This is a genomic window from Streptomyces sp. NPDC001056 (assembly GCF_053598955.1).
The window spans coordinates 90,737-107,471 of sequence record NZ_JBSFLI010000008.1 but is presented as its reverse complement, the minus strand read 5'-3'; the positions used below and the strand labels follow the sequence as shown (position 1 = coordinate 107,471).

17 protein-coding genes are annotated in these 16,735 nt (G+C 72.8%); 8 read left to right on the top strand and 9 right to left on the bottom strand.

The window, feature by feature from the left end:
- Positions 1-5: 5 nt before the first annotated feature.
- A complete protein-coding gene (locus ACWDD7_RS12440; protein ID WP_351870479.1) occupies positions 6-1,469 on the bottom strand; it encodes a sensor histidine kinase in 1,464 nt (487 codons plus the stop codon).
- Positions 1,466-2,209 carry a response regulator transcription factor gene (locus ACWDD7_RS12435; protein WP_351870476.1) on the bottom strand — a complete coding sequence of 248 codons (744 nt, stop codon included), beginning with the start codon at positions 2,207-2,209 and terminating at the stop codon, positions 1,466-1,468. Before ACWDD7_RS12435 ends, ACWDD7_RS12440 begins: the two co-directional genes overlap by 4 nt.
- A 249-nt stretch (positions 2,210-2,458) precedes the next feature.
- Between ACWDD7_RS12435 and ACWDD7_RS12430 the strand changes: the two genes are divergently transcribed.
- The 7 genes from ACWDD7_RS12430 to ACWDD7_RS12400 all read left to right on the top strand — a co-directional run bounded on the left by ACWDD7_RS12430 (position 2,459) and on the right by ACWDD7_RS12400 (position 9,459).
- On the top strand, positions 2,459-3,811 hold the full coding sequence (locus tag ACWDD7_RS12430) for a ferredoxin reductase family protein (RefSeq protein ID WP_450457321.1): 1,353 nt from the start codon (positions 2,459-2,461) through the stop codon (positions 3,809-3,811).
- Between the two features lie 10 nt (positions 3,812-3,821).
- Entirely contained in the window at positions 3,822-4,277 is a 456-nt protein-coding gene (locus ACWDD7_RS12425) for an FMN-binding protein (RefSeq protein ID WP_450457320.1), read from the top strand.
- A gap of 59 nt (positions 4,278-4,336) precedes the next feature.
- Complete coding sequence (locus tag ACWDD7_RS12420; RefSeq protein ID WP_450457319.1) at positions 4,337-5,719, top strand: ferredoxin reductase family protein; 1,383 nt, start codon at positions 4,337-4,339, stop codon at positions 5,717-5,719.
- A 20-nt stretch (positions 5,720-5,739) separates the two neighbouring features.
- On the top strand, positions 5,740-6,480 hold the full coding sequence (locus ACWDD7_RS12415; protein ID WP_450457318.1) for an FMN-binding protein: 741 nt from the start codon (positions 5,740-5,742) through the stop codon (positions 6,478-6,480).
- 25 nt (positions 6,481-6,505) lie between these two features.
- The gene (locus ACWDD7_RS12410; RefSeq protein ID WP_450457394.1) at positions 6,506-7,246 is read left to right on the top strand and encodes an FAD:protein FMN transferase; all 741 of its coding nucleotides are present in this window, start codon (positions 6,506-6,508) and stop codon (positions 7,244-7,246) included.
- A gap of 96 nt (positions 7,247-7,342) precedes the next feature.
- Positions 7,343-7,540, top strand: a complete 198-nt coding sequence (locus ACWDD7_RS12405) for a hypothetical protein (protein WP_450457317.1) — start codon at positions 7,343-7,345, stop codon at positions 7,538-7,540.
- 74 nt (positions 7,541-7,614) lie between these two features.
- Complete coding sequence (locus tag ACWDD7_RS12400; protein WP_392214764.1) at positions 7,615-9,459, top strand: ABC transporter ATP-binding protein; 1,845 nt, start codon at positions 7,615-7,617, stop codon at positions 9,457-9,459.
- A gap of 21 nt (positions 9,460-9,480) precedes the next feature.
- On the opposite strand, the gene ACWDD7_RS12395 is transcribed toward ACWDD7_RS12400, so the two are convergent.
- The 7 genes from ACWDD7_RS12395 to argC all read right to left on the bottom strand — a co-directional run bounded on the left by ACWDD7_RS12395 (position 9,481) and on the right by argC (position 15,812).
- Positions 9,481-10,266 (bottom strand): hypothetical protein, encoded by a 786-nt coding sequence (locus ACWDD7_RS12395; protein WP_450457316.1) that lies wholly within the window; start codon positions 10,264-10,266, stop codon positions 9,481-9,483.
- On the bottom strand, positions 10,256-10,843 hold the full coding sequence (locus tag ACWDD7_RS12390; protein ID WP_351877208.1) for an RNA polymerase sigma factor: 588 nt from the start codon (positions 10,841-10,843) through the stop codon (positions 10,256-10,258). The genes ACWDD7_RS12395 and ACWDD7_RS12390 overlap by 11 nt, the downstream gene beginning before the upstream one ends.
- 141 nt (positions 10,844-10,984) lie before the next feature.
- Complete coding sequence (locus ACWDD7_RS12385) at positions 10,985-11,530, bottom strand: arginine repressor (RefSeq protein ID WP_450457315.1); 546 nt, start codon at positions 11,528-11,530, stop codon at positions 10,985-10,987.
- Between the two features lie 7 nt (positions 11,531-11,537).
- Positions 11,538-12,734: an acetylornithine transaminase gene (locus tag ACWDD7_RS12380; RefSeq protein ID WP_351877206.1), complete on the bottom strand. Its 1,197-nt coding sequence runs from the start codon at positions 12,732-12,734 to the stop codon at positions 11,538-11,540.
- Complete coding sequence (gene argB, locus ACWDD7_RS12375; protein ID WP_351877205.1) at positions 12,731-13,639, bottom strand: acetylglutamate kinase; 909 nt, start codon at positions 13,637-13,639, stop codon at positions 12,731-12,733. Before argB ends, ACWDD7_RS12380 begins: the two co-directional genes overlap by 4 nt.
- Positions 13,636-14,787: a bifunctional glutamate N-acetyltransferase/amino-acid acetyltransferase ArgJ gene (argJ, locus tag ACWDD7_RS12370; protein ID WP_450457314.1), complete on the bottom strand. Its 1,152-nt coding sequence runs from the start codon at positions 14,785-14,787 to the stop codon at positions 13,636-13,638. Before argJ ends, argB begins: the two co-directional genes overlap by 4 nt.
- Complete coding sequence (argC, locus tag ACWDD7_RS12365; protein ID WP_450457313.1) at positions 14,784-15,812, bottom strand: N-acetyl-gamma-glutamyl-phosphate reductase; 1,029 nt, start codon at positions 15,810-15,812, stop codon at positions 14,784-14,786. The genes argJ and argC overlap by 4 nt, the downstream gene beginning before the upstream one ends.
- Positions 15,813-15,988: 176 nt before the next feature.
- On the opposite strand from argC, the gene ACWDD7_RS12360 reads away from it, so the two are divergent.
- Positions 15,989-16,708 (top strand): VOC family protein, encoded by a 720-nt coding sequence (locus ACWDD7_RS12360; protein WP_450457393.1) that lies wholly within the window; start codon positions 15,989-15,991, stop codon positions 16,706-16,708.
- The last annotated feature ends 27 nt before the right edge of the window (positions 16,709-16,735 follow it).

The following is a 16,735-nucleotide window of genomic DNA, read 5'->3' as shown; positions in this document are numbered from 1 at the left end:
CTCCTTCAGGCGGGCAAGGTGACCCGGAACGTCGTGGAACCCGGCACGCTCTCCACCTCCACCGTCCCCCGGTGCGCCTCCACCACCGCCGCCACGATCGACAGGCCGAGCCCCGCGCCGGTGGCGGACGCGTCACCGCGGCGGCGGTGGTCGGCCCGGGTGAAGCGCTCGAAGATCGCGGAACGGAGGTCCTCGGGGATACCGGGGCCGTCGTCGTGGACGGAGAGGAGGGCGGCGTCGGGGCGGGGCTCCAGGGTGACGGTGACCGTGGTGCCGACGGGTGTGTGCAAACGCGCGTTGGCCAACAGGTTGGCCAGCACCTGCTGGAGGCGGTGGGCGTCGCCGGTGACCGTGACCGGGTCCTCCGGGAGGTCCAGCGTCCAGCGATGTCCGGGGCCGGCGGCGCGCGCGTCGGTGACCGCGTCCAGGACCAGCCGGGTCAGGTCGACCGGGCCGCGCTCCAGCGGGCGGCCCGCGTCGAGGCGGGCGAGCAGCAGCAGGTCGTCCACCATCAGCCCCATCCGCGAGGACTCGGCGGCGATCCGCTCCAGGGCCCGCGTGACCTCCGGCGGCACGGGGCCCGGGTGCAGCAGGGCCAGTTCCGCGTGACCGCGGACCGAGGCGACCGGGGTGCGCAGCTCATGGCTGGCGTCGGCGGCGAACCGGCGCAGCCGCTCCTCGCTGGCGTGCCGCTTGGTGAGCGCGTCCTCGACATGGCCGAGCATGCCGTTGAGGGCCGCGGCGACCTGGCCGACCTCGCTGTGCGGATCGGCGTCCGGGGCGCGCGGGGGCAGCGCGACCTCGCCGCTGGCGAGCGGGAGTTCGCTGACCCGGGTGGCGGTGGCGGTGACCCGGCCGAGGGGGCGCAGGGACCAGCGGACCCAGAGGGCACCGGTCACCCCGGCCGTGACCAGGGCGAGGCCGAAGACGACCCCGGCGACCAGTTCCAGGCGGTGCACGGTGGCCTCGACCGGCTCCAGGGAGAGCCCCACCATCAGCACGTCGCCGTCGTGGCCGGGGGTGGCGACGACCCGGTAGTCGCCGAGCGCGGAGAGTTCGACGGTGTGCGGGCGGCCGTCGGCCGGAACGCGGACGAGCCGGCCGGTGTCGCGCGCGGTCAGGGCGACGTTCAGGTCGACGGAGAGGTCACCGGAGCGGATGAGGCCCTTGTGGGTGACGGTGCCGTGCACGAGGCGGGCGCCGAACGTGCCGGTGGCCATCCGGCGGGTGTCGGCCCGCTCGTCGCCGTCGTGGTCGTCGGGCGGCTTGTTGTGGTGCTCCAGGCTTTCCGGGAACCGGGTGCCGACCTGGGCGAGCTGCTCGTCCAGGCGCTGGGTGAGGAAGCCGTTCAGCTCGACCACGGCAGCCAGGCCGACCGCGGCACAGCTCACCGCCAGCAGCACCACCAGGCCGAAGGTGAGCCTCGCGCGCAGGGTGCGGAAGCGGGGCAGGCGGGCGAGGAGGTTCACGTGGTCACCGGCTTCAGCACGTACCCCGCCCCGCGCACCGTGTGGATCATCGGCTCGCGGCCCGCGTCGATCTTCTTGCGCAGATAGGAGATGTACAGCTCGACCACATGGGCGCGGCCGCCGAAGTCGTAGGACCAGACCCGGTCGAGGATCTGCGCCTTGCTGAGCACGCGGCGGGGGTTGCGCATCAGGAAGCGCAGGAGTTCGAACTCGGTCGGCGAGAGTTCGATCAGTTCGCCGGCCCGGGTCACCTCGCGGGCGTCCTCGTCCATCACCAGGTCGCCGACGACCAGGCCGGGGTCCTCCTCCTCCGGGCGGCGGGCCATCCCGGCGCGACGCAGCAGTCCGCGCAGCCGGGCCACGACCTCCTCCAGACTGAAGGGCTTGGTGACGTAGTCGTCGCCGCCCGCGGTGATCCCCGCTATCCGGTCCTCGACCGCGTCCCGCGCGGTGAGGAAGAGCACGCACACCTCGGGCTGGGTCTCGTGCAGCCGGCGCAGCACCGTGAAGCCGTCCATGTCGGGGAGCATCACGTCCAGGACGACGGCGTCCGGGGCCAGCTCGCGCGCCGCGGCGAGGGCGGCGGCGCCGTCGGCGGCGGCGCGCACCTGCCAGCCCTCGTAGCGCAGGGCGCCGGTGAGCACCTCGGAGAGGTCGGGGTCGTCGTCCACGACGAGGACGCGCAGCGGCGTGCCGTCGGGGCGGGTGAGGGCCGGGCGGCCGGAACGGGTCGTGTTCATCGCGCCTCCCAGCATCGCGGGTGCGCGCGCGTACCGGTCGCCGCGATGGCTCTGAGTTTCCTCTGAGTGGGCGCGGCGAGGTGTCGTACCTCCTGGTCAGGGCGGTTTGTGAGAGGTCTCTGAGACCTCTGTGAGAAAGCCCTCAGAGACCCGGCCCGCGGGCCCCCTTTCAGAGGTGCCTCAGAACTTCGGCCAGCACAGTGGCGTCGCCGGCCGGTGGGCCGGCGGCGGACGAAGGGAGCGGCACGGATGACAACCGTGGACATGAGGCGGGCGGCGCCACCCCTGCCGGGAACCGCGCGGCGCTCTCCGGCGGGGCCCCTGCTGGCCGTGCTGTGGGCGGGGGCCGCGGCCGTGTTCGCGCTCTGGTGGGTGGACACCGCCTCCGTGGTCGGCGCGGCGGGCTGGCTGACCGGGGCGGGGCGGCTCACCGGGCTGCTGTGCGGGTACGCCTGCGCGGTGCTGGTCGGTCTGATGGCGCGGGTGCCGCTGCTGGAGAACCGGGTGGGCTCGGACCGGGTGTCCCGCTGGCACGCGATGGCCGGGCGGTACACGGTGTGCCTGCTCGTCGCGCACATCGTGCTGATCCTCGCCGGGTACGCCGCGCAGGACCGTGCGTCGCTGTGGCACGAGACGGTCACCGTGGTGCTGGACTACCCGGACATGCTGAAGGCCACCGCGGGCACGGTGATCCTGTTCGCGGTCGGCATCACCTCGGCGCGGGCCGCCCGGCGCCGTATCCGTCACGAGTTCTGGTACTACGTCCACCTGCTCACGTACGCGGCCGTGTTCCTGGCCTTCTTCCACCAGGTGTCGCTGGGCGACCAGTTCAACGGCGAGCCGGTCGCCACCGCCGCCTGGTACGCGCTGTACCTCGGGGTCGCGGCGCTCGTGATCTGGTTCCGGGTCCTCGCGCCGGTCCGGCTCAACCGGCGCCACCGGCTGCGGGTGGAGTCGGTGCAGCAGGAGGCGCCGGGCGTGTACTCGGTCGTGGTGCGCGGGCGGGATCTCGATCGACTGGGCGCGCGGCCGGGGCAGTTCTTCCGGTGGCGGTTCCTCGCCGAGGGCATGGCCTGGACGTCCACGCCGTACTCCCTGTCGGCGCCGCCGCGTCCGGATCTGCTCCGGATCACGGTGAAGGCGCTGGGCGACCACAGCGCGGCGGTGTCCCTGCTCAGGCCCGGCACCCGGGTGTGGGTGGAGGGCCCCTACGGCGCGCTGACCGCCGACCGGGCCACCGGTCACCGGTCCCTGCTGATCGCGGCCGGCGTCGGCATCACCCCGCTGCGCGCCCTGTTCGAGACGCTGCCCGGGGAGGTCACCCTGCTGTACCGGGCTCGCTCGGCGGCGGACCTGGCGCTGGGCGGCGAGCTGGAGGCGATCGCCCGGTGGCGCGGCGCCAGGCTGCTCTACGCGCTGAACGGTCCGCAAGGTGAGCGACCTCACATCACGGCCGAGTCACTGCGCTCGAACGTTCCCGATTTGCCCGGCCACGACGTCTACATCTGCGGGCCGCACGCGTTCGCCCAGGACGTCTACCGGGCCCTGCGTGCAGCCGGTTTGCCGGATCGGCGCATCCATCACGAGTCGTTCGAACTGTGAGGCGGAAGTAATGCACGCATTGAGGAAGAACCGGCCCCTGCGCCGCATCGTCCTGGCGAGCGCCGCGACGGCCTCCGCTATGGTGCTGCTGCTGTCCCTGAAGCCGCACACCAGTTCGGGTCTTGTCGCGGGCGCGTCGACTCCGACCCCCCAGGACAGTGCGAGCGCGCCCGCCTCCCCCGGAGGTGCCGCCAAGACCGTCACCGGCCAGACCGAGCAGACCCGCTGGGGTCCGGTCCAGGTGCGGGTGACCATCAAGGACGGCAGGCTCACCGACGTGACGGCCGTCCAGTACCCCCAGGACAACCCGCGCGACCAGGAGATCAACAGCTATGCACTCCCCCAGTTGCGGCGTGAGGCGCTGGCCGCGCAGAGCGCGGGGATCGACATGGTCTCGGGCGCCACGTACACCAGCACCGGCTACCGGCAGTCCCTGCAGTCCGCGCTGGACGCGGCGGGCCGCTGAGCACCCGGCCGATGCGAGACGCCGCTGAGGGCCCGCGCCCGGGGCCGGACGGAGGAACGATGACCACCACACTCGCAGGCGGACGCGCCGCCCGACGGCAGACGATGCGCCGGATACGACCGCGCCGCTCACCCGCCGTGCCACTGCTGCTCATGGTCTGGGCGGGTGCGGCCGCCGTGCTCTGGCTCTGGTGGCACGACACACCGACCGTCGAGGGCAACACCGGCCGGATCCTCAACGCGGGACGGATCACCGGACTGCTGGCCGGCTACCTGATGGCGCTGGTGGTGCTCCAGATGGCCCGTGTCCCGGCGCTGGAGCGGCGGGTCGGCTCGGACCGGGTGACCCGCTGGCACGCGATGACCGGCCGGTACACGCTGAGCCTGGTCGTGGCGCACGTGGTGCTCACGATGTGGGCGTACACGCTCCAGGCGGGCCGGCCGCTCGGCGGCATCGTGCGGGAGACCGTCGAGTCGGTCGAGCAGATGCCCGACATGGGCAAGGCGGCGATCGGCACCGGTCTGCTGGTGCTCGTCGGGCTGACGTCGATCGGCTGGGTCCGGCGCCGGATGCCGTACGACACCTGGTACCACATCCACCTGCTGACCTACGCGGCGGTGTTCCTGACCTTCTGGCACCAGCTCACCACCGGTAACGACTTCGCGGTGACGCCGCTCGCCAAGACGTTCTGGTACGGCCTGTACGGCGTGGTCACCGCGCTGTTGGTCTGGTACCGGATCATCACCCCGATCCGGCTGAACCGCAGGCACCGGTTGCGGGTGGAGGCGGTCGTGGAGGAGACCCCGGGCATCGTGTCGGTGCTGATCAGCGGGCGGCGGCTGCACCGGATGGGCGCGGAGGCGGGCCACTTCTTCCGCTGGCGCTTCCTGGCCCCCGGGATGCGGTTCAGCTCGCACCCGTACTCCCTTTCGGCGGCGCCCCGCCCCGAGCTGCTGCGGATCACGGTCAAGGCGATCGGCGACCACAGCGAACGGCTGCGCGAGCTGCGGCCCGGCACCCGGGTGTGGGCCGAGGGCCCGTACGGCGCGCTCACCGCGCAGCGGCGCAGCCGGGGCAAGGTGCTGCTGGTCGCGGGCGGCGTGGGCATCACGCCGATGCGGGCGCTGTTCGAGACGCTGCCCGGCGGGGCCGGTGACATCACGCTGCTGTACCGCGCGAGCAGCACGCAGGACCTGGCGCTGTGGGACGAGCTGGCGGCGATCGCCGAGGAGCGGGACGCCCGGCTGATCTACGCGGTGAACGGCCCGGACGGCGTGCGCCCCGACATCTCTTCGGAGAACCTGCGCCAGAAGATCCCGGACATCCACCACCACGACGTCTTCATGTGCGGCCCGGCAGGGTTCACGCACGCGGTGTACGAGGCACTGCGCGGCGCGGGGGTCCCCGCCCGGCGCATCCACCACGAGTCCTTCGAGATGTGAGGACCGGGAGCGAGAAGCCGATGAAGAAGAGCCATCCCCTACGACGGGTCGTCCTGGCCGGCGCCGCGACCGTCTCCGGCGTCGTCCTGCTGGTGACGCTGAAACCGACGACCGGCCCGGCCTCGGCCTCGGCGGCGGCCCCGTCGCCGGACACGTCCCAGGCCCCCGGCACCCTGACCGGCACCACGGTCCAGACCCGCTACGGCCCGGTCCAGGTCCGCATCACCGTCGCCGACGGCAGGATCACCAAGGCCGACGCCATCCAGGCACCCCAAGGCGGACTCAACAGCAAGAAGACCGCCATGGCCGTACCCAGACTCGACCGGGAAGCCGTGGCCGCCGGCAACGCCCACATCGACACCGTCACCGGCGCCACCTACACCAGCAACGGCTACAAGAAATCCCTCCAGTCCGCACTGGACCAGGAAAGACAAGCGACCACCAGCACCCCGACCCCTACCCCCACCCGCACCCGCACCCGCACCCGCACCCGCACCGTCACCGGAGCCGTGACACAGACCCGCTACGGCCCCGTCCAGGTCCGCATCACCGTCGCCGACGGCAGGATCACCAAGGCCGACGCCATCCAGGCACCCCAAGGCGGACTCAACAGCGAGAAGACCGCCATGGCCGTACCCAGACTCGACCAGGAAGCCGTGGCCGCGGGAAGCGCCCACATCGACACCGTGTCCGGGGCCACCTACACCAGCGACGGCTATCTGAAGTCGTTGCAGTCGGCACTGGACCAGGTCCATGGGTGAGGCGGTGCGGCACGCGGAGGAGGTCATGGGGACCGTGTTCTCCTTCGACGTGCGCGGTGGGGAAGCCGGTGCGGTGCGGACCGCGCTCGGGGAGGTCGTGGATCGGCTGCACCGGGTCGACGCGGTGTTCAGTACGTACCGCGAGGACAGCGAGGTGTCCCGGCTGGCCCGGGGGGAGCTGGCCGTGGCGCAGTGTGCGCCCGAGGTCGCGGAGGTGCTGGGGCTGGCGGCGGAGGCCGAGCGGGTGAGCGAGGGCTGGTTCAGCACGCGCTACCGGGGGGTGCTGGACCCCACCGGGATCGTCAAGGGCTGGTCGGCCGAGCGGGCGGCGCGGCGGCTGGCCCGGGTCGACGGGGTCACCGGGGTCAGCGTCAACGGCGGCGGGGACGTGCAGTTGCTGGGTGTGCCCGAGCCGGGGCGGGACTGGCGGGTCGGCGTCGCGGACCCCCTGCGGCCCGGCGGACTCGCCGCGGTGATCTCGGCGGCGGGGGCGGCCGAGCTGTCCGTCGCCACGTCCGGGACCGCCGAACGCGGCGCGCACATCGTGGACCCGCGCACCGGCCGGCCCGCGGTCACGGACCTGGTGTCGGTGACCGTGCTGGCACCCCGGCTGACCTGGGCGGACTGCTGGGCCACGGCCGCGTTCGCGCGGGGCTCGGAGGCGGGCCTCGCATGGCTGGAGGCGCTGCCCGACACCGAGGCACTGCTGCTCACGGCGGACGGCCAGGCGCGCTACACCGGAGGGCTGGCCGCGCACCTGGGGTGAAAAACGGGTTGAAAAGGAAATTTTTCCTCGGAGGAGCCATCCAAGTGCCGTCCCCGGACGTACCCCAGGTGCAGCAAAATTTCCGGGAGGAACACGATGGCTATCTTCAGCAGTCTGCTGCCCAAGGGTGACCACGGCGGTCACGGTCGGGACCACGACCACGGCCACGACCACGACCGCTTCGACCACGACCACTTCGACCACGACCACGACCACCACGGCCACCGCCACGGCGACCGGCACGGTCACGGCCACGACCACGGCGGCCACGGCCACGGCCACGGCGGCTACTGACCACCCCCGCAGACCGGGCGGACCGGAGACCGGAGGACCCGGTCCGCCCGGCCGATCCCCGAGGAACGCATCCCATGGCGCACGTCCTGCGGCGTCTGCTCTCGCCGGAAGAGCCCGGCGAGACGTCCTTCGGCACCTCCGGATCCTCCGGTGCCGTCGTCGCGGCGGCACCCGTCGTCTCCCCGCGCGAGGTGTTCCGGCGGTTCTGGCCCTACACCCGCGGCAACCGCCGCTGGCTGGTCCCGCTGCTCCTGCTCAGCCTGACCGGACCGGCCGTCGACGCCGGGGAGCTGTGGCTGTTCAAGAGCGTCGTGGACGAGGTGCTGGTCCCCCGGGACCTGCACCCCTTTCTCTGGATCGCCCCGGCCTACCTGGGGCTGATCCTGTGCTCGGGCGTCTTCGGGTTCGCCGACGAGATGACCTCCACCTGGGTCGGCGAACGCTTCCTGCTCGCCCTGCGCTGCGACGTCTTCCGGCATGTGCAGGGCCTGTCCCTCGGCTTCTTCGAGCGCCGCCGGCTCGGCGACGTGCTCTCCCGCGTCACGGGTGACGTGGACGCGGTCGAGACCTTTCTGCTGTCGGGCGTCGCGGACGCCCTGTACTACGTGCTCCAACTGGCCGTGTTCGTCGGCCTGTTGTTCTATCTGAGCTGGGATCTGACCCTGCTCGCGCTGGTCATCGTGCCGCTGTTCTGGGGCGCCGCCCGGCACTTCTCCCGGCTGATCAAGGAGGCGTCCCGCGAGCGCAGACGGCGCAGCGGCTCGCTCAGCGCGGTCGCCGAGGAGGTGCTCGGCAATGTCGCGCTGGTGCAGGCGTACAACCGGCAGGGCTGGGAGGCGCGCCGGTTCGAGCGCGAGAGCGTCGGCAGGTTCCGCGCGGTGATGGCCTCGACGCGGATCCGCTCCCTGTACGCCCCCCTCGTGGAGATCATCGAGGTGGCCGGCGGCCTCGCGGTACTGGGCCTCGGCACCTGGAAGCTGTCCCAGGGCCAGCTCACCCTGGGCGGGCTGCTGGTGTTCCTGGCCCTGATCGGGAAGATGTACGGCCCGGTGCACGGCCTGTCCGGCCTCGGCACCACCTTCTACTCCGCCGCCGCCTCGGCCGAGCGGATCATCGAACTGCTGGACCAGCGGCCCCAGGTCACCGAGCGCGCGAACGCCCGCCCCGTCGTCCGGGCACGCGGCGCGGTGGAGTTCGACGGCGTCTGGTTCCGCTACCCCGGCACCGCCCCCTGGGCCCTCGCCGACGTGTCCTTCCACGTGGCGCCCGGGGAGACGCTGGCGCTGGTCGGGGCGAGCGGCGCGGGCAAGTCCACGGCCGCCAGGCTCCAGTTGCGGTTCTACGATCCCGACCGGGGCGCGGTCCGGCTCGACGGCACCGATCTGCGCGACCTGCGCCTCGCCGACGTGCGCGAAAGTGTCGCGGTGGTGATGCAGGAGACCCTGGTCTTCCACGGCACCGTGCGGGAGAACATCGCCTACGGCCGCCCGGAGGCCACCGAGGCGGAGATCGTCGCGGCGGCGCGCGCGGCGGACGCGCACGAGTTCATCGAGCGGCTCCCGGAGGGCTACGGCACCCTCGTCGGCCAGCGCGGCCGCACCCTGTCCGGCGGCCAGTGCCAGCGCCTCGCCATCGCCCGCGCGATGGTCCGGAACGCGCCGGTGCTGCTGCTGGACGAGCCGACCACCGGGCTCGACGCGGGCTCCGGCCGGCGCATCATGGAGCCGCTGCGCCGCCTGATGGCCGGGCGCACCACCATCGTCATCTCGCACAACCTGCTCACCGTGCGCGATGCCACCCGGATCGTGGTGCTCGACCGGGGCCGGGTCGTGGAGGACGGCGCCCACGGCGATCTGCTGGTGCGCGACGGTGCGTACGCCCGGCTGCACCGCATGAACACCGGCACCGTGCTCTCCTGAGCCGAACCTCCCCGGGCGCTCTCACGTCTGCTGCGAGGGCACACGCGTCTCGGGGGTGAGCACGTGCCCGGTCTGGAGGCGGGCGCGGGCGAGGACCGTACCGTCGGCGGAGGTCAGCCGGGCGCCGGAGACGGAGTCCGGGTCGACGGGTGCCGTGGCCCCCCAGTGGCCGCGCCCGTCGCGCACGCTGAAGTCGCCCACCCGCACGGTCGTACCGTCGGAGCGCTCCAGCACACAGCTGACCCGGCCGGTGTACGCGGTGCCGTGTCCGGCGAGGTCGACGGTCACGAAGATCCAGCCGGGGCTGCCGGGATGGGCGTAGACCTCGCCGATGGACGGTCCGCCTGCCGTACCCGAGGTCATGTCCCCGACCAGCATGGGCTCGGACTCCACGGCGTGCGGCGGCGCGGCGGTGACGGTCTCCACGGCGGTGCCGATGCCCCAGCCGGCGAATCCGGCGACCACCGCGAGGCCGGCCGCGGCCGCCGCGCGCCGGACCCGGGCCCGGCGCGCACGCCTGCGCAGGACCGGGAACGCCGAGGCGCGCGCGGGGGCGCGGCCGTCCGCGGCCGCCTGCTGGGCGAGGCTCCGCGCCACCCGGGTCTCGAAGCCCAGCGGCGGCTCCTGGCAGGGCAGCAGGCCGATCAGCCGGTCGCCGACCAGGGTCAGCTGCCGTACGAGTTCCCGGCAGTCCGCGCACCGGTCCAGGTGGGCGACCGCCTCCGCGCGCTCACGTCCGGGCAGCACGCCCAGCGCCAGCTCGGCGCCGATCTCGCGCAGCTTCTCGCAGTTCGCGTCACTGGACATGGCCGCCTCGCTCCGGAGCCGACAGGGTGGTGCGCAGTTTGCCCATCGCCGCTCTGATGCGGGTCTTGGCGGTGCCCAGCGGAATCCGTTCCGCGTCGGCGACCTGCTGGGCGGTCATTCCGTAGATGCCGGCCATCATCAGGGCCCGCGCCTGTTCCCGGGGCAGCCGGGAGACCGCGGCCCGCAGCCGGGCGGAGGCCTCGTCGGCCAGCGCCCAGCGCTCGGGGGTCTCGGTGACGGTACCGAGGAGGGCGTCGAGGTCCTCGGGGGCCACCGGCTCCGTGCGCCGGGCGCGTACGGCGTCGATGGCCAGGTTGTGCGCGATGGTGGTCAGCCAGGTGGTGACCGAACCGCGGCGCGAGTCGTAGATCTGCGCGTGCCGCCACGCGCGTTCGAACGTCTGCTGGGCGACGTCCTCGGCCAGCTGGCGGTCCCCGGTGACGGCCATGGCGACGCCGAAGACCCGGTGCTGGAACCGCCGTACGAAGACGACGGCCAGCTCCTGGTCTCCGGTGGCCAGCCCGGACAGCAGAGCCTCGTCCGGGAGGCGACCCACGGGGAACCGCAAACCCGACACACCCCTGTATACGGCCGACGGCCGCCCGGGGATTGCGTCCCCGGGTCCGCCCGTCGCGGAGGATCACAGGCCCATTCTCCGCCGGGGGGCCGGGGCGCGCATGCGGTCGGCCCCCGTACGGGTCCAGCGTCCGTACGGAGCTCAGTGGCCGTTCTGCGCGAGCTTGAGCAGGTGAGCCGCCAGGGCCTGGCCGCCGGTCGGGTTGCGGCTGATCAGCAGCAGGGTGTCGTCGCCCGCGATGGTGCCGAGGATGTCGTGGAGTTCGGCCTGGTCGATGGCCGAGGCGAGGAACTGGGCGGCCCCGGGCGGGGTGCGCAGCACGACCAGGTTGGCCGAGGCCTCCGCGGAGATCAGCAGCTCCTGGGACAGGCGCCGCATCCGCTCCTCCTTGGCGGACTCGCCGAGCGGTGCGCGCGGGGTGCGGAAGCCGCCCTCGCTGGGCACGGCGTAGATGAGGTCGCCGTCGTTGTTGCGGATCTTGACCGCGTTCAGCTCGTCGAGGTCCCGGCTCAGCGTCGCCTGGGTGACGCTGAGCCCGTCGTCGGCGAGCAGCTTGGCCAGCTGGCTCTGCGAGCGCACCGGCTCCCGGTTGAGGATGTCCACGATCCGGCGGTGCCGCGCGGTGCGCGTCTGCGGCACGGCGGGCCCGGCACCTGTCTGCTGCTCGTGCTCCTGCGCCTGGCTCATCGTCGTCTCATTCTCCGGATCGTCCGTCCCCACCTGCGTCGAGGATGCCGGGCAGCGCCTGGAGCAGGGCGCCCGCCTCGTCGTCGCGCAGGTTCAGCGGGGGCATGAGCCGTACGACGTCGGGGGCGGGGGCGTTCACCAGGAACCCGGCCTCCTGGGCCGCCTGCTGCACCTGGTGCGCGCGGGGCCCGGTGAGCACGATACCCAGGAGCAGGCCCGCGCCCCGGACATGGTCGACCAGCGGGTGGCCCAGGGCCTCGATGCCCGCGCGCAGCCGTTCGCCCTGCCGCTTGACGTTCTCCAGCAGGCCCTCGCCCTCGATGGTGTCGAGGACGGCGAGGCCCGCGGCGCAGGCGACCGGGTTGCCGCCGAAGGTGGTGCCGTGCTGGCCGGGCCGGAACAGATCGGCGGCGCGGCCGAAGGCGACGGCGGCACCGAGCGGAAGGCCGCCGCCGAGCTGCTTGGCGAGGGTGACCACATCGGGCAGCACGCCCTCGTGGGCCTGGTAGGCGAACCAGGTGCCGGTGCGGCCGACGCCGGTCTGCACCTCGTCCAGGGCCAGCAGGGCGCCGGTCGCGGCCGTGATGGCGCGGGCGGCCTTGAGATAGCCGGGCGGGGGCACGACGACGCCGTTCTCGCCCTGGATCGGCTCGATGATCACCAGGGCGGTCTCCTCGGTGACGGCCGCGGCCAGGGCCTGGGCGTCGCCGTAGGGGACGTGGGTGACATCGCCGGGCAGCGGCCGGAACGGGTCCTGCTTGGCGGGCTGTCCGGTGAGCGCGAGGGCGCCCATCGTACGGCCGTGGAAGCCGCCCTCGGTGGCGACGACATGGGTGCGCCCGGTGAGCCGGCCGATCTTGAAGGCGGCCTCGTTGGCCTCGGCTCCGGAGTTGCAGAAGAACACCCGGCCCTCGCGGCCGAAGAGCTGGAGCAGCCGTTCGGCGAGCGTGACGGTCGGCTCGGCCATGAAGAGGTTGGAGACATGGCCGAGGGAGGCGATCTGCCGGCTGACGGCCTCGACGATCGCCGGGTGGGCGTGGCCGAGCGCGTTGGTGGCGATGCCGCCGACGAAGTCGGTGTACGCGCGGCCCTCGGCGTCCCACACGGTGGCGCCCGCGCCGCGCACCAGTGGCAGGCGGGGGGTGCCGTAGTTGTTCATGAGCGCGCCCTGCCAGCGCTGGGTCAGGTCCTGGTTCCCCGTCACTGTGCGTCCTTTTCGGGCTCGTCGGGCACCACCATGGTGCCGATGCCTTCGTCGGTGAAGATCTCCAGCAGGATGGAGTGCTGCACCCGGCCGTCGATGACACGGGCGGTCTGCACGCCGTTGCGGACGGCGTAGAGGCAGCCCTGCATCTTCGGGACCATGCCGGAGCTCAACTCCGGGAGCAGCTTCTCCAGTTGGGTCGCGGTGAGGCGGCTGATCACCTCGTCGGAGTGCGGCCAGTCCTCGTAGAGGCCCTCGACATCGGTGAGGACCATGAGAGTTTCGGCGCCAAGGGCCGCAGCGAGTGCCGCAGCCGCCGTATCAGCATTGACGTTGTAGACATGACCGTCGTCCTGGCTTCGGGCGATGGAGGAGACGACCGGGATGCGGCCGTCGGCGAGCAGGGCCTCGATGGCGCCGGTGTCGATCTCGGTGATCTCGCCGACGCGCCCGATGTCGACCAGCTCCCCGTCGATCTCGGGCAGATGCTTGGTCGCGGTGATGGTGTGCGCGTCCTCGCCGGTGAGGCCGACGGCGAGCGGGCCGTGCTGGTTGAGCAGGCCGACCAGTTCGCGCTGCACCTGTCCGGCGAGCACCATGCGTACGACGTCCATGGCGTCCTCGGTGGTGACGCGCAGGCCGGCCTTGAACTCGCTGACGATGCCGTGCCGGTCGAGGGCGGCACTGATCTGCGGGCCGCCGCCGTGCACCACGACCGGCTTGAGTCCGGCGTGCCGCAGGAAGACGACGTCCTGGGCGAAGGCGGCCTTCAGTTCCCCGTCCACCATGGCGTTGCCGCCGAACTTGATGACGACGATCTTTCCGTGGTGCCGGGTCAGCCAGGGCAGCGCCTCGATGAGGATCTGCGCCTTGGGCAGGGCCGTGTGTTTACGGGTCGGGGTCATGAGGAGTAGGCGCTGTTCTCGTGGACGTAGTCGGCGGTCAGGTCGTTGGTCCAGATCGTCGCGGTCTCGTTGCCCGCGGCGAGGTCGGCCGTGACGTGGACCTCGCGGTAGCGCATGTCGACCAGGTCGCGGTCCTCGCCGACGGAGCCGTTCTTGCACACCCAGACGCCGTTGATGGCGACGTTCAGCTGGTCGGGCTCGAAGACGGCGCTCGTGGTGCCGATCGCGGACAGGACGCGGCCCCAGTTGGGGTCCTCGCCGTGGATGGCGCACTTGAGGAGGTTGTTGCGGGCGATGGAGCGGCCCACCTCGACGGCGTCCGCCTCGCTCGCCGCGTTGATCACCTCGACCTTGATGTCCTTGCTGGCACCCTCGGCGTCACCGATGAGCTGGCGGCCGAGGTCGTCGCAGACCTGTCGTACGGCCTCGGCGAAGGCGTCGTACCCGGGGGTGACGCCCGAGGCGCCGGAGGACAGCAGCAGCACGGTGTCGTTGGTGGACATGCAGCCGTCGGAGTCGACGCGGTCGAAGGTGACCTTGGTGGCGGCGCGCAGGGCCCGGTCCAGGGTGGCGCCGTCGAGGTCGGCGTCGGTGGTGATCACGACCAGCATGGTGGCGAGGCCGGGGGCGAGCATGCCGGCGCCCTTGGCCATGCCGCCGACGGTCCAGCCGTCCCCGGCGACGACCGAGGTCTTGTGCACGGTGTCGGTGGTCTTGATGGCGATGGCGGCCTTCTCGCCGCCGTGCTCGGACAGCTGGCCCGCGGCGGTCTCGATGCCGGGGAGCAGCTTGTCCATGGGCAGCAGGGTGCCGATGAGGCCGGTGGAGCAGACGGCGACCTCGATGGCGCCGCGCCCCAGGACCTCGCCCGCCTTCTCGGCGGTGGCGTGGGTGTCCTGGAAGCCCTTGGGGCCCGTACAGGCGTTGGCGCCACCGGAGTTGAGGACGACGACGGAGACCTGGCCGCTCTTCATGACCTGCTCGGACCACAGCACCGGCGCGGCCTTGACGCGGTTGGCGGTGAAGACGGCCGCGGCGGCACGGCGGGGCCCGTCGTTGACCACGAGGGCCAGGTCGGGGTTGCCGTTCTGCTTGATCCCGGCGGCGATACCGGCCGCCCGGAATCCCTTGGCTGCCGTGACGCTCACGGTGCGACTCCGATCGTGGAAAGCCCGGTGGTCTCGTCGAGACCGAGGGCGAGGTTCATGCTCTGGACGGCACCGCCCGCGGTGCCCTTGGTCAGGTTGTCGATGGCGCTGATCGCGATGATGCGGCCCGCGGCCTCGTCGTACGCGACCTGCACCTGAACGGCGTTGGAACCGTGGACGGCGGCCGTGGCGGGCCACTGGCCCTCCGGCAGCAGGCGCACGAAGGGCTCGTCGGCGTAGGCCTTCTCGTAGGCGGCGCGCACCGCGTCCGCGTCCACCCCGGCGACGGCCTTCGCGCTGCACGTGGCGAGGATGCCGCGGGGCATCGGGGCGAGGGTCGGCGTGAAGGAGACGGTGACGCGCTCCCCCGCGACCGCGCCGAGGTTCTGGATCATCTCGGGGGTGTGCCGGTGGCCGCCGCCGACGCCGTAGGGCGTCATGTTGCCCATGACCTCGCTGCCGAGCAGGTGCGGCTTGGGCGCCTTGCCCGCGCCGGAGGTGCCGGAGGCGGCGACGATCACGGCCTCGGGCTCGGCGATGCCGGCCGCGTAGGCGGGGAGGAGGGCGAGGGTCGCGGCCGTCGGGTAGCAGCCGGGTACGGCGATCCGCCTGGCGCCGGTGAGCGCGGCGCGGGCGCCGGGCAGCTCGGGCAGGCCGTAGGGCCAGGTGCCGGCGTGCGGGGAGCCGTAGAACCTCTCCCAGTCGGCGGCGTCCTTCAGCCGGAAGTCGGCGCCCATGTCGATCACCAGCACGTCCGGGCCGAGCTGCTCGGCGACGGCGGCGGACTGCCCGTGCGGCAGCGCGAGGAAGACGACGTCGTGCCCGGCGAGGACCTCGGGCGTCGTCTCGGCCAGCACCCGGTCGGCCAGCGGCCACAGGTGCGGCTGGAGCGCCCCGAGCCGCTGCCCGGCGTTGGAGTTCGCGGTCAGGGCCCCGATCTCGACCTCGGGGTGCGCGAGGAGCAGGCGCAGGACCTCTCCGCCCGCGTACCCGCTCGCTCCGGCAACCGCCGCACGTACCGCCATGTCCGTCCTCCTCTGGATGGCATGACTATACGCAGCTCTGCACGTTTATGCAATGACTCTGCATGGGCGTGCGGGGCGGGGTCCCGCCGCCGCCGCACCAGGGCGCCTCGCGCGAGGCGGGACCCCGGCGCGAGCGGCCGCACAGGATCACCGGCACGGCGTCGCGACCCGTCCACCTGAACATCAAGGCTCTCGACCCCCCGACGGTCGGCCGGTTCTGGGCGGAGGCCCTCGGCTGGAGTGCCTACCAGCCCGGCGTGACCACCTACGTCGGGCCCGCCGGCGGTCTCGTCCGGCCGGACCCGGTCGTCCTCGGCGTCGACATCGTTCCCGTCCCGGAAGCCAAGGGGACGGCGAAGAACCGTGTGCACCTCGATCTCGCCACCGTCTCCGCCGCCCATCAGGCGGAGCTGGTCGCGCGGGTGAAGGCGCTCGGCGCGACGCCCGTCGACGTGGGCCAGGGCGACGTGCCGTGGACGGTCCTCGCCGACCCCGAGGGCAACGAATTCTGTGTGCTGGAGCCCCGGGAGGTCTACCGGGACACCGGGCCGGTCGCCGCGGTCGTAATCGACTGCGAGGACCCGGGGGCCATGGCCCGGTTCTGGGGCGAGGCGACGGACTGGACCGTGCACGGGGTGACCGACGAGCAGGCGGTGCTGCGCTCCGCCGAGGGGGTCGGCCCGTATCTCGAATTCCTGCGCACGCCGGGCGGGAAGACCGTGCCCGACCGCGTCCACCTCGACCTGCTGCCCCGCCCCGGCGACGACGAGGCGGCGGAGGTGGCCCGGCTGCGGACCCTCGGCGCCACCGACCTCGACCTCGGCCAGGGCGACGTCCCGTGGACCTGTCTGACCGACCCGGAGGGCCACGAGTTCTGCGTCCTCACCCCGCCCTGACGCGGAGCCCCGCCCGGCCGCCGGCCG